The organism is Streptomyces sp. CA-251247 (genome assembly GCF_050952975.1).
GTDB classification, from domain to species: Bacteria; Actinomycetota; Actinomycetes; order Streptomycetales; family Streptomycetaceae; genus Streptomyces; species Streptomyces achmelvichensis.
Map to the genome: position 1 here is coordinate 7697919 of NZ_CP191861.1, position 12961 is coordinate 7710879.

The 12961-nt window shown below is 70.9% G+C and carries 11 protein-coding genes; 5 read left to right on the plus strand and 6 right to left on the minus strand.

Annotated elements, in window-relative coordinates; all coding sequences use genetic code 11:
* Positions 1-3 precede the first annotated feature (3 nt).
* Entirely contained in the window at positions 4-414 is a 411-nt protein-coding gene (locus tag ACQPWZ_RS34365; protein WP_433573406.1) for a VOC family protein, read from the plus strand.
* A gap of 441 nt (positions 415-855) precedes the next feature.
* The gene (locus ACQPWZ_RS34370) at positions 856-3252 is read left to right on the plus strand and encodes an excinuclease ABC subunit UvrA (protein WP_340477311.1); all 2397 of its coding nucleotides are present in this window, start codon (positions 856-858) and stop codon (positions 3250-3252) included.
* A 114-nt stretch (positions 3253-3366) separates the two neighbouring features.
* On the opposite strand, the gene ACQPWZ_RS34375 is transcribed toward ACQPWZ_RS34370, so the two are convergent.
* Positions 3367-4293 carry a hypothetical protein gene (locus tag ACQPWZ_RS34375; protein WP_433573407.1) on the minus strand — a complete coding sequence of 309 codons (927 nt, stop codon included), beginning with the start codon at positions 4291-4293 and terminating at the stop codon, positions 3367-3369.
* A gap of 22 nt (positions 4294-4315) precedes the next feature.
* On the minus strand, positions 4316-4711 hold the full coding sequence (locus tag ACQPWZ_RS34380) for a hypothetical protein (RefSeq protein ID WP_433573408.1): 396 nt from the start codon (positions 4709-4711) through the stop codon (positions 4316-4318).
* Between the two features lie 35 nt (positions 4712-4746).
* Between ACQPWZ_RS34380 and ACQPWZ_RS34385 the strand changes: the two genes are divergently transcribed.
* Positions 4747-8604 carry a CHAT domain-containing protein gene (locus tag ACQPWZ_RS34385; protein ID WP_433573409.1) on the plus strand — a complete coding sequence of 1286 codons (3858 nt, stop codon included), beginning with the start codon at positions 4747-4749 and terminating at the stop codon, positions 8602-8604.
* 203 nt (positions 8605-8807) lie between these two features.
* On the opposite strand, the gene ACQPWZ_RS34390 is transcribed toward ACQPWZ_RS34385, so the two are convergent.
* Complete coding sequence (locus tag ACQPWZ_RS34390) at positions 8808-9719, minus strand: LysR family transcriptional regulator (RefSeq protein ID WP_356702970.1); 912 nt, start codon at positions 9717-9719, stop codon at positions 8808-8810.
* Positions 9720-9848: 129 nt separating this feature from the next.
* Between ACQPWZ_RS34390 and ACQPWZ_RS34395 the strand changes: the two genes are divergently transcribed.
* Complete coding sequence (locus ACQPWZ_RS34395) at positions 9849-10496, plus strand: dihydrofolate reductase family protein (RefSeq protein ID WP_433573410.1); 648 nt, start codon at positions 9849-9851, stop codon at positions 10494-10496.
* 80 nt (positions 10497-10576) lie between these two features.
* Here the strand turns inward: ACQPWZ_RS34395 and ACQPWZ_RS34400 are convergent, their stop codons facing one another.
* Positions 10577-10942, minus strand: a complete 366-nt coding sequence (locus tag ACQPWZ_RS34400; protein ID WP_433573411.1) for a transglycosylase family protein — start codon at positions 10940-10942, stop codon at positions 10577-10579.
* A gap of 222 nt (positions 10943-11164) precedes the next feature.
* Positions 11165-11710 carry an EF-hand domain-containing protein gene (locus tag ACQPWZ_RS34405; protein ID WP_340477317.1) on the minus strand — a complete coding sequence of 182 codons (546 nt, stop codon included), beginning with the start codon at positions 11708-11710 and terminating at the stop codon, positions 11165-11167.
* Between the two features lie 286 nt (positions 11711-11996).
* On the opposite strand from ACQPWZ_RS34405, the gene ACQPWZ_RS34410 reads away from it, so the two are divergent.
* A complete protein-coding gene (locus ACQPWZ_RS34410; protein WP_340477318.1) occupies positions 11997-12221 on the plus strand; it encodes a hypothetical protein in 225 nt (74 codons plus the stop codon).
* A 63-nt stretch (positions 12222-12284) separates the two neighbouring features.
* Here the strand turns inward: ACQPWZ_RS34410 and ACQPWZ_RS34415 are convergent, their stop codons facing one another.
* Complete coding sequence (locus ACQPWZ_RS34415) at positions 12285-12647, minus strand: hypothetical protein (protein ID WP_433573412.1); 363 nt, start codon at positions 12645-12647, stop codon at positions 12285-12287.
* Positions 12648-12961 lie beyond the last annotated feature (314 nt).

Below are 12961 nucleotides of genomic sequence, written 5' to 3' on the forward strand. Positions count from 1 at the left end.
GCCATGGACATCACCATTCACGCGAGCTTCCTTCCGCAGGACGACCCGGACGCCGCTCTGGCCTTCTACCGCGACGCCCTCGGCTTCGAGGTCCGTGGCGACGTCGGATTCGACGGGATGCGCTGGATCACGGTCGGCCCCGTCGGCCAGCCCAGCACCTCCATCGTCCTGCATCCGCCGGCCGCGGACCCCGGGATCACCGACGACGAGCGCCGCACCATCACCGAGATGATGGCCAAGGGCACCTTCGGGAGCATCGTCCTGTCGACCCCCGACCTCGACGGCACCTTCGCACGGCTCCAGGCCACCGACGCGGAGGTCGTCCAGGAGCCGGCCAAGCAGCCGTACGGCGTTCGCGACTGCGCCTTCCGTGACCCGGCGGGCAACCTGCTCCGTATTCAGGAGCGGAGCTGAGCTGAGCCGCGGGGCTTTCCGGCCCGCGGTGTGAAGGGGCGGGCAGCGGCGAAAGACAGGGCCGTCCGGGCCGGGGGCCGGTACGAGCCGGTTGGTAATACTCGGTGCTGTCCGTCCTCGACCGGTACGGCGGGACGCTGCCGGCCCCGCCGCCCGGCCGCCCGCAGGCACACCGGCCGCGCTGTGCCCCGCAGCCGGTCCCGGGAGGTGGCAACCGAAACGGCGTGGATGGCGTCATCATCGCGTCGAGTGGTGCGAGCCCGTCCGGCGCCGGCCGGGCGGGCTTCGCGTCACCACCGCCGATCACGTGCGCCGGCGGACCATTGCCACCACCCCTCGGACACCGTAGAACCCTGCATACTGCTCGAAGCTGGGCAGATCCAGCCAGGCGACGCCGACGGAGACCGCCGACGCGGTCCCCGCCCGACAGATGGAGACACGATGAGCAAGGCCACGCGGACGGACACGCAGTCGCCTGCGCTGCACGATGCCGACAGCCACGACATGATCCGCGTGCACGGCGCTCGTGAGAACAACCTCAAGGACGTCAGCATCGAGATCCCGAAGCGCCGGCTGACGGTGTTCACCGGCGTCTCCGGCTCGGGCAAGAGCTCCTTGGTGTTCGACACGATCGCCGCGGAGTCGAAGCGGCTGATCAACGAGACCTACAGTGCGTTCCTCCAGGGCTTCATGCCGTCGACGGCGCGGCCCGAGGTCGACGTCCTCGACGGGCTGACGACCGCGATCACCGTCGACCAGCAGCGGATGGGCGGCGACCCCCGCTCCACGGTCGGCACCGCCACCGACGCCAACGCGATGCTGCGCATCCTCTTCAGCCGGCTCGGCAAGCCCCACATCGGCCCGCCCAGCGCGTACTCCTTCAACACCGCCTCGGTCCGGGCGAGCGGTGGGATCACCGTGGACCGCGGTGCCGCCAAGACCAAGACCGTGAAGGCGACCTTCGAGCGCACCGGGGGCATGTGCACGCGCTGCGAGGGCCGGGGCAAGGTCTCCGACATCGACCTCACCCAGCTCTACGACGACTCCAAGTCGATCGCCGAGGGCGCGTTCACCATCCCCGGCTGGAAGTCGGACAACGTGTGGACCGTGGGGATCTACGCCGAGTCCGGCTTCCTCGACCCCAACAAGCCGATCCGCAGGTTCACCAAGAAGGAGATGCAGGACTTCCTCTACCGCGAGCCGACCAAAGTGAAGGTCAATGGCGTCAACCTCACCTACGAAGGCCTGATCCCCAAGATCCAGAAGTCGTTCCTGTCCAAGGACAAGGAGGCGATGCAGCCGCACATCCGGGCGTTCGTGGAGCGGGCGGTCACCTTCACCACCTGCCCCGAGTGCGACGGCACCAGGCTGGCCGAGGGTGCCCGGTCGTCGAAGATCAACCGGAAGAGCATCGCCGACGCCTGCGTGATGGAGATCAGGGACCTGGCCGAGTGGGTCCGCGGCCTCGAGGAGCCCTCGGTGGCGCCGCTGCTCACCGCGCTCCAGCAGACCCTCGACTCCTTCGTGGAGATCGGTCTCGGCTATCTCTCGCTCGACCGCGCGTCGGGGACGCTGTCCGGCGGAGAGGCGCAGCGCGTCAAGATGATCCGCCACCTCGGCTCTTCGCTCACCGATGTCACCTACGTGTTCGACGAGCCCACGGCGGGCCTGCACCCGCACGACATCCAGCGGATGAACCGTCTTCTGCTCCAGCTGCGGGACAAGGGCAACACGGTGCTCGTCGTGGAGCACAAGCCGGAGGTCATCGCGATCGCCGACCACGTCGTCGACCTCGGCCCCGGCGCCGGTACGGAGGGCGGCACCGTCTGCTTCGAGGGCACCGTCGAGGGGCTTCAGAGCAGCGACACCATCACCGGCCGGCACCTGGACGACCGGGCCTCCCTCAAGGAGGAGGTGCGCAAGCCCACCGGTGCGCTGGAGATCAGGGGCGCGACGGCAAACAACCTTCAGGGCGTCGATGTCGACATCCCGCTCGGGGTGCTCACCGTCATCACCGGCGTCGCCGGCTCCGGCAAGAGCTCGCTCGTGCACGGGTCGATCCCTACCGATGAAGGTGTGGTGTCGATCGACCAGAGCCCGATCCGTGGCTCGCGGCGCAGCAACCCGGCGACGTACACCGGACTGCTCGACCCGATCCGCAAGGCGTTCGCGAAGGCCAACGACGTGAAGCCGGCGCTGTTCAGCGCCAACTCCGAGGGTGCCTGCCCCACGTGCAACGGCGCCGGTGTCATCTACAGCGACCTGGGGATCATGGCCGGTGTCGCCACCACCTGTGAGGACTGCGGCGGGAAGCGGTTCGACTCCTCGGTGCTGGAGTACCGGCTCGGCGGGCGTGACATCAGCGAGGTGCTCGCGATGCCGGTGACCGAGGCCGAGGAGTTCTTCGGCGCGGGGGAGGCACACACGCCGGCCGCGCACCGGATCCTCCAGCGGCTCAGCGATGTGGGGCTCGGCTACCTGACCATCGGCCAGCCGCTCACCACGCTGTCCGGCGGCGAGCGGCAGCGCCTCAAGCTGGCCACGCACATGGGAGACAAGGGCGGCGTATACGTCCTGGACGAACCGACCACCGGCCTCCACCTCGCCGATGTCGAGCAACTGCTCGGGCTGCTCGACCGGTTGGTCGACGCCGGCAAGTCGGTCATCGTCATCGAGCACCACCAGGCGGTCATGGCGCACGCCGACTGGATCATCGACCTCGGCCCCGGCGCCGGCCACGACGGCGGCAAGATCGTCTTCGAGGGCACGCCGACCGACCTCGTCGCCGACGGTTCCACCCTCACCGGGGAGCACCTCGCGGCATACGTCGGAAGCTGAGCAACGAGCCTGGAGGCTGACGTCGCGAGCTGCTCCGCCCGTCCCGGCGTAGAACCTGAGGGTCTGCGTCGGGACGGGAGGCTCGGTGTTCGAGGAGACCATGAGGCGGTTGTCTCAGTCCGCCTTCCTGAACACCTCCGACATCCCGTCGCCCGTCTCCTGGGCCAGCAGTCCCGTCGCGTCCGGCGCGATCAGCCCGACCCGCGTGGCGAGTTCGCGGCCGTGCACGTCGACGGCCGCCTCGATCAGGTTCGCGAACGCGTCCAGCGCGGTCCGGGCGCGGGAACGCGCGACCGCCCCGCAGCCGACGGCGACCAGCGCGGCCGGCCACCACCAGCAGGCGAGCAGGGCATAGCCCACCGCCCAGGAGGCCAGCCGGGCAGCCGCGCTGAAGGAGTCCCGGCCCGCCCGGATCTGCTGCACGGCGGGTTCGGGGAGGATCAGCCACAGACGCGGCCACAGGACGGCGAGGTCCACGCCGTACGCGGCCTCGACGCGGTCCGCCGTCGCCTGCATGCGGTCGCCGTACCAGGTGGGCCGGGTCGGTTCACGCAGCGCGATGCGGTCACGGGCCGCGGTGAGGGCCTGGATCCGCTCCCAGGTGTCTCTCGGGATCGTCACCACACCGTCCGTTCCCGCACCGGCCGGGCCGGCGTGCACGACGGTGTCCTCGACCTTCGTATCCCCTTCCTTCCACCGACGTGTACGCCGTGCGGTGAGGGCCCGCGAGAGCGGGTCCCGGCCGAGTCGCAACCAGTACTGCTCGATCGCACCGCCGAGGAACTGCGCCGCGAGCGAGGCCGCGGCCGCGGTGAGCAGGACGACGGCCACGAGGAGCGCGGCGGTGCCGGTCCGGTCCAGGGCGGGGCGGGTGGCGAGGTCGTCCAGGGTGCCGCGCAGCCGGTCGAGGTCGTGCCAGTGACGATGCCCCAGGGTCGTGCCGACGGCCGCGACGGCGAGGAACAAAGCGCCGGGCAGCACCAGTAGATTGAGCCAGCGTTCGGTGAGCTTGCTGCCGAGGGTGGCGAGGAGAGGATTCATGAGGCCGAGGGCCCGGGGGTGCTCACCGGGCCGGGCTCAGCCGAGACTTGAGCATGCGCGTGTCGTTGATGGCGCAGTGCGGGGCGGGCAGCAGGTCGCGGGCCCGTTCGAGCCGGGAGCAGCGAGCCGGCCCCGGGCAGACGGCCACCTTGATGTGGGCCAGCACGCCGGGTGCCCGGGAACTCCGCGACTCGCCCAGCAGCCCGCCCGCGTACCCGGCTCTGCGCAGCACGTGGTCCAGGTCGTTGTAGCCGCCCGCCACCGCGGCGTCGTCCGCGTCCCCCGACCGCAGCAGGGTCAGGACGCGCTCGGCCGCCGTCCGGACCTCGGGCGGCCGCGCATGGTCCGACGAGCCGAGCAGAGCACACAACGCCGCTGCCCTCTGGGCGAGTTCGGCGTGATCGGGCGGTACGGTCATCCGCCAAGTGTGCCGCAGAATGAGCCCGGTTGAGGATGATTGCTGTGGTGACGGCGGGTGGAGTCGGCATGGGGGAGTTCGGCAACGTGCGGGACGATCGGGACCGGCTCGTGCGGGCCGTCCGTGATCGCGTCATGCGGTCGGCGACCGTGGACCGGCGTGTGGACAGGGACTCCGTCTTCGGCGACGAGGCGGACACCGAACTGCGGGCACTGCTGCGGACCGTGGACACGAGGACCGACATGGAGGCCCGGCACGTGGCCGGCTGGCTCCTGGCCGCTCGTTCGGCGGCCGACCCGGGGGATCACGGCCGCGTCCACGGGTGCATGGCCGGAACGCTGCTCTTCCCGGTGTGGGTGGTCGATCCGGGCCTCGTACCACCGGAGTTGGCGGAGGGGTATGCGCGAACCGACCCCGCCGTGCGGCCCGACCCGGCGCATGCCGACGGTCCCGCCGAATGGGCGGGCGAGTGCGCCGCAGGCATGATCGCCGCGGAGGGACAGCAGCACAATCCGCCGCCCGACGCCGCCGAAGACGTCCGCCGGCTCTACGAGTTGGCCGTGCGCTTCGGAGCCATGACACCGTCGCGTGACATGCAGCTCGCCGTCGCGATCGGATGCGGCAGCCTCGCCGTGCTCGCGACGCCGGAGGACGACCCCGCGTATGCCGCCCGGCTCGACGGTCTGACCCACGCGGTCGCCCTCGCCGGGACGGCCGGCCCGTTCGGGAACCCGGGCGCCGACCCCGTGCGGGCGGCCCACCGTGCCCTCAAGGGCATCCCGGCCGATGCGCCACACCGGCTCCTCGCCCTGAGCGATCTGGGCATCGCGTTCCTGGAACGCTACCGGCGGTCGCACGACGCCGAAGACCTGGACGAGGCGGTCGGCATCGCGCGTGACGTAATGGCCCAACTGCCGCCGGAGAGCCCGCATCTGCCCCACTGCCTCAGCACCCTGGCGAGCGCGCTTCTGCTGCTCCGGCAGCGGGAGGGCAGTACGCCGGAGGAGTGCGACGAGGTGGTGGACCTGTTCCGCAGGGCTGCGCCGGGCGATCCGAAGGGACCGGCGGTCGCGGGCCTCAACCGGGGACTGGCGTTGATCCTGAGGGCCCAGCGTACCGGCCGGGTGGACGACCTGCACGAAGCGGTCCGGGTGCTGACCGAAGCACTCCAAGCGGCCCAGGACCCGGAGCGGAGCGCCTCGATACGCCGGGTTCTGGGCAACGCGCACCGCGCCCTCTTCACGCTGATCGGTGATCCGGCCGATCTGGACGCGGCCATCACCCACCTCTCCGACACGGTCGCCGCAGCCGGAGAGACAACTCCTCGCACCGCGCCGCAGCTACTCGCCCCCGCCATGGCTCTGTTCGCGCGCTTTGAGCGCGATACGGAACGGAACGCGGCGGACCTGGCCGAGGCTCTGCGGCTGCTGCGGCCGGCCGTGGCACTCATGCCGCCGAGCCACCCGGAGCGGCCCGTGGCGCTCAACGATCTCGGCGAGGTGCTGAAGAGCAGCTACGAGCGCACAGGCAACGCGCAGGAGCTGAACGAGGCGGTGCAGGCACAGCGGGAGGCAGTGGCGCTCACCCCCGAGGGACACGAAATGCTCGGAGTGAGGCTGCTCAACCTGGGCTCGACGCTGGGTCTGCGACACCTTCTGACCGAGGACGGCGAGGACCTGCGGGAAGCCCAGGAGTGCTCGCGCCGGGCCGCGGCACTCCCCGGTCCGGGCCGCGCGCATCAGGCGACGCTGCTGGGTTCGGCGGGGATCAGCCGGATGACGGGCTTCCAGCGCGCTCCCGACCTGGCCGCCCAACTCGACGAAGCAGTAGGGCTCTTGAGACAGGCGCTCGCCCTCACCCCGGAGGGCGACCCGCTGACGGCCCGGCGACGCCACAACCTCGCCGTCGCCCTGGTGGCCCGCTGCGCCCACACGCTGCGGCTCGGCGACGCCCGCGAAGCGCGTGAGCTGGCCGACGCGGTGATCGCGTCGCTGCCCGCGGACTCTCCCGCCCTGCCGGGCGCCCTGGCGGTGGCCGCGAACTCGCGGCTCCTGAGCCCGCGAAACCTGTGGTCGTCGGCAGCCCGGGGCGAGGCGGTGGCACTGCTCCGCAGGGCGGTCGAAGTCACACCGCCCGGCCACCCTCGGCGGACGCTGCGACTGACGAACCTCGGCACCATCCTGCGGGACCGGGGGCCGCTGCGCCGTCGCCGTCGGGCCGATCTGGTCGAAGCGGCCGAGGCGTTCCGCGCGGCAGCGCTGGAGATGCAGTGCGCCGCCTCCCAGCGCCTGGACGCCGCACAGGCTTGGGGCGAGGCCCGGGCGGAGCTCGGTGACTGGGCCGGCGCCCTGGACGGCTATGTGACGGCGGTCGACCTGCTGCACTCCGTCGCGCCGCGCCATCTCGTCCGCGACGACCAGGAGTTCCTGCTGAGCCGGACCGTGGGGCTCGGCGCCGCGGCAGCCGCGTGCGCGGTGCGCTGCGGCCGGCCCGGTCTGGCGGTCGGACTGCTCGAACAGGCCAGAGGTGTGCTGCTCACCCACGCCTTCGACGCGGACAGCGATCTCACCCGGCTCAGGGAAACAGCCCCGGACCTCGCCGACCGCTTCGAAGAACTCCGGGACGCCCTCGACACGGCCACCGACAGCCGCGATCAGGGGTTCCTCGACGAAGGACCCCCTGGCCAGGGACGCGCAGCCGACGCTCGGGCCGACCAGCGGCAGCGACTGGCCGCCGAATGGCGGGAGTTGACCGCGCGGATCCGCACCGAACATCCGGAACTCGGCCTGCTGCGGCCGGTACGGGAGTGGGACGAACGGGAACTGTGCGCCACGGCCGCCGCGGGCCCCGTGGTCCTCGTCAACGTCTCCCCGCACGGCAGCGACGCGCTGGTCGTCACCGAACGCGCCATCGACGCCGTACCCCTCCCCGGACTGGACCCACGGACGACAACTGCCCGCCGGCAGGCCCTCCAGGACGCGCTGCTGCGTATCGAGACGCCCGGAGCGTCCGGCGCCGACCCCCTGCGCTCGCAACACGTCGTCGGCGACACCCTCGACTGGCTGTGGCGGACGGTCACCGGACCGGTCCTCGACCAGACGGGCATGTCGGCGATGCCCGCAGGACCGTTGCCCCGTGTGTGGTGGTCGCCCGGTGGCGTCCTGGGCACCCTGCCGCTGCACGCGGCGGCCCCCAAGGGTGCGCCCGGAGCGCTGGACCGGGTTGTCTCGTCGTACACGCCGACGCTCCGGGCACTGCACCACGCCAGGCAACGCGCGGCCCGCCCGGCGGGCACCGGCGCGCTCGTCGTCGGCGTCGGCGAGGCCCCCGGCCTCTCACCCTTGCCCGCCGCCCGCAGCGAGGCCGAACACCTCGCCGGGCTGCTGCCCGGGGCCCACCTGCTCACGGACGAGGCTGCCACCCACTCCGCGGTGGTCTCCGCGCTGCCCCGGCACGCGTACGCGCACTTCGCCTGCCACGCCGTGGGAGATCTCGAGCGCCCGTCCGCCGGCCGACTCGCCCTGCACGATCACAGCGACCGCCCGCTGACGGTCCGTGACCTCGCCCGGCTCCGGCTGCCGTCGGTCCGGCTCGCCTACCTCTCCGCGTGCGACACCCTGCGAACCAGCCCCGAACTCGCCGACGAGGCCGTCCACATCGTGAGCGCCCTCCAGATCGCGGGCTTCCCTCATGTCGTCGGCTCGCTGTGGCACGTCGACGACACGATCGGGGCCGGTGTCGCGCAGGGTGTGTACGAGGCCCTGATCAGAGACGACGGCACGCTGGACGTCGACCGGACGGCGGAGGCGGTGCACGGCACTGTGCGCGCGTTGCGTGACACATACCCACGGACGCCGAGCCTGTGGGCCTGCCAGGTGCACGCGGGGCCCTAGGTCGTGTCCGCAAAGTCTCGTCTGGTTCGCGACGCCCTGCACGCTCCCCCGTAGCCCTTCGGGCACGGGAGGTGCCCCCACGCCGCGTTGCCGATACGCCCAAGTAGCTCCGCTACGAGGGCGCACCGGCGCCTTGCGATCGCACGCACCGGACACCGCGAACCCCGCCCTGCGGGCGGACGACGATACTTCGCGGACACTCCCTAAGCCCTGCCGGACGCAGGATCCGCCTGGCCAGGGGCGTGCTCGGGGTCTCGTGGCAGGGATGTCAGGATCTCGATCAGCGCCGCGGTGGCCGGTGGGTCCGGCGGGTCGCCGTACGTGGCGGCGTATACCTGGCGGGCGTTGTCCGTGAGCTGTGTGGTGTGGACGCCCGGCGCCCGATGGGCACGCAACGCGAGCCCGTTGAGGATCGCGACACCCATCCCGGCGGCCACCAGCGACTGTGAGACGACCGTGTCGTCACAGGAGTAGGCGATACGCGGTGAGAAGCCGGCCCGCTCGCACGCGGTGATCGTGGCCGCTCGACAGCGTTCGCAGCCGCCGACCCAGGCGGAGTCGCGATGGTCCTCGAGACGCTGATGGGGTTGGTCACTGACGAGGTAGAGCGGGTCGTCCAGCAGATGCGTGAGCCGGATTCCTTCCTCCTCCAGCGGAGTGTCGGCGTGCCGGAAAATCAGGGCGATGTCGACGTGCCCGGCGCGCAGCAACCTCAGCCCGTCGTCCGGGTGGGCATCGACGAGGTTCAACTCGACTCCCGGGTGCGTCCGGGACAGCTCGACGGCTGCCCTCGGTACGAGGGTGCTGAGGACCGTCTGGAACCCGGCGAGCCGTACCCGTCCGGCACGAAGTCCGACGCGCGCGGCCAGTTCGACGGACGCGGCATCCAGTCGCCCCAGGATCTCGGTCGCCCGCTGTGCCAGTAGTTCTCCTTCGGGCGTGAGCCGGATGCCGCGGCCCACTCGTTGGACGAGCTTCGCTCCGGTGGCGGCCTCCAGCCGCCCCAGGTGGTGGCTGACCGACGGCTGCGAGTAGTGCAGCTGCTTCGCGGCCTCGGTCACCGATCCGTGCCGGGCGACCGCCGCCAGCACCGTGAGGTGGGTCAGGTTCAGCATTCATCAAGTCTATTGATGGGACCGGCGCGGATTTGGCATAGGACGTCATGCCATCGGGAGGGCTACCTTCGCCTTGTGGCCGGGCTGATCCGACGAAGCTCGACCAACCGGAGGAAAGGAAGACGAGCCATGTCACTTGCCCGCGTCCAGCACATTTCCGTCTCGCTCGACGGGTTCGCGACCGGCGAAGGCCAGAGCCTCGAAGCGCCGTTCGGCCACGCCGGCGAACGGCTGCACGAGTGGATGTTCGCCACCCGGTGGGGCCGCGCGATGCTTCGCCGGCCCGGTGGCTCGGGCGGCGTCGACGACGCCATTCTGCGGCTGTTCCCCGCCGGGATCGGCGCCGAGATCATGGGCGCCGGGAAGTTCGGCTACCCCGGCTGGCACGAGAACCCGGACTGGAAGGGCCCGTGGGGTTCCAACCCGCCGTTCCACACACCGGTCTTCGTCCTCACCCATCACCCGCGCCCGTCGATCGAGATGAAGGGCGGCACGACGTACCACTTCATCGACGCCTCGCCCGCCGAGGCGCTCGCGACGGCCCGCGAGGCTGCGGGCGGCCAGGACGTACGCATCGGCGGTGGCCCCACCATGGTCCGCGACTTCCTGGCTGCCGGGCTCATCGACCACCTGCACATCGTGGTGGTCCCGATCCTGCTCGGCCGAGGCGTACGGCTCTGGGACGGGCTGGAGGGCCTCGAGAAGGACTACGAGGTCGAGAGTGTCTCCACGCCCAGCGGGGTCACCCATGTGACGTTCACCCGCGCGGGTCTGTGAACCGCCCCCGTCGGCAGGCGGGGGCGGTTCGGGCATCGTCTCGGGCGACGGGCAGGTCTGGGCCGCCCGCGCGTGGCTCGTCAGTGCCGTGCGCAGGACCAGGCGCCCATGCCCTGCATGGCGGCGAGCCTCCTGGCCGTGGCGATCTGCTCGCGCTTCGTGGCCAGATCGGCGCGTGGCGCGTACTTGAGGCCGCCGGCCGCCGCCCAGCTCGACCGGGTGAACTGCAGACCTCCGTAGTGGCCGTTCCCCGTGTTGGCCTTCCAGTTCCCGGAGGACTCGCACTCCGCGATGGCGTCCCAGTCGACACCGGCCTTGACTGCGGCCCGAGGCGCGGACGCCTGAGCGGCCCCAGCACCGAAGAGCAGGACCGGGGCGCAGGTCAGAGCTACCGCCAGCGACCTGACAGGCAGTCCGTACCGGTGGTTCTTCTGGTGACGACGCATCAGCAACCCTCTCGCTCGGAAGCCCGGCCGCGAGTGCGGCGGAGCAGTACCGAACGTAAGCGGGCCGGGTCGTCGCGGCACACGGGGAGCGTCCATCAGCGGCACACGGTCGTCAGGAGCAGCCCGTTCAGCGGATCGGTGAGGCGGCGTCCGGCGTCGGTTCGTCCCCGCGTCGCCTCACGAACGAAGGCCAAGGCGCCGGCGCGTCCTCGACGGCTCGGGTCAGGAGACCCCGAGGAAGATGCCGCCCGGCGTGTTGAGATCGTCGTTGTACAGGTGGAACGCGCGCAGCGACCTGGCAACCTCCCGCTGGGAGATGAAGGCATCGCGGTCCAGATCGAGCCGCTGAAAGATCGCCGCCGCATCACCGTCGGAGATCTCGCAGAAGGCCAGGTATCTGGCGAACTCGTCACGGTTGATCCGCTTGTCACCGTCGACGTCCAGGACGGTGAAGATGGCCTGGGCGATGTCCTCCAGCACCTGGGATGCCTGCGCGCCGTAGCCGGCGGCGCGGTGAGCCGCGACGAACTCGTCCTGGGACAGCCGGTCCCGTCCCGGTGTCGCCTGCGCGAGGAGCCCCAGCCACTGAGCCCAGTAGGCCCGCTCCAGCGCCTTGATCTTGGTGTCACTCTCCGCCAACTCGTAGCCGTTGACGTACCGGTTCACGATCCGCTGGTAGTTCTCCCAGGTGACGTACCGCTCTTCGTCGGTGTCCAGCGCGGCGAAGAGCCGCCGGAGTCGGCGGGTGAGGGGATCGGCTGTCGCCATGGTCCAGGTCCTCCGGGGAGCTCATTGACAGTGCCTGCACAGTGAATCGGTGTCGTGGGTGTCCTGGCCACGGTCGGTGGCTGCCTTTTTGGCGGCCGGCTCTCTCTGAGGAACCGACGTCGGCGTGTGAGACGTGCCCGGGCCGTCGGAGGTTCACCCATCGAGGCACGATCTCGTGGCCGCTCACGGTGACCGGAGGGCTACTGCCCGGCAACCGGCACCTGCGGCCGGCACCTGCGCAACGTGTCTCCACCACCCCGCCCCGCCGATCACGTAGCGTCTGCGCATGACTGTTTCTCTGTTGCTGCCCGGGCCGGGCGGGAGCATGTCCGAGACCGTGGGTACCGAGGTCTTGCGCCGCGACGGCGAGGAGGACCACTACGAGTACGAGATCCATGCCAGTGGGGCTCTGATCGTGTGGAGCATCAAGAGGGGCGCGGCCGACGCGGTTCTCGAGGCGTACGGGCCGGGGGCCTGGCTCAAGGTGAGCGGGTCGGTCTACCAGCCGTAGACGGCGGCGTTCCGCGCAGGCAGCGGGCCGCGCCCAGGGCGACGCACGGATCCGCCTGGCGGGTCAGGCCGTCCTGCGACCCGGAGGGAACTCCTTTCCGTCGCGGTCGGAGACCGTGGCGAACCATGACGTGGCCCATACGGTGAGGCAGTCGGCCTCGTGGATCGTCTCGAACGGGTGGTCGTTCCACGTCCCGTACGACGTGACGTGCACAGCCTCGCCAGGATTCAGCCAGTAGTCCTGGCCGCACGGCTCGAGCCACAGCTGTAACTGCTCCTTGCCGTCGTTCTGCACCAACAGCGGGACCGGATTTCCCAGTTGGCGGATCGCCTCGAAGCTGTAGTCGCCGGCCTGGGCCATGTTCGTCTTCAGCGGGTCGATGATCCGGTCGATTGCTGCCCGCCGAGCCGGGTCCTGTCCGTTCACACGATGATGGTGGACCGCGGATCGCGCTGAGAACAGTCCGGCCACGAACTGGCTGCCCACTGCGTTGAGTTCCGCAGTGCGCTTCAGGGCCATGCCTCACAGATCAGGAATCAGACGGCGCTCGACGCCCCATCTCCGCCACACCCTGGCTCACTCGGAAAGTCGCTGACGTCGGTGGAGAACTCCTGGTGTCGTTCCGCTCATGGTGACTCCTCGCCTGGCCGGTCGGCCTGACCGGCTGAGCCGACAACCTGCCGACCCGACCGCCGGCCGACCCGACGACCGGCCGGGCCAACCATCTGCACAGGTCGACG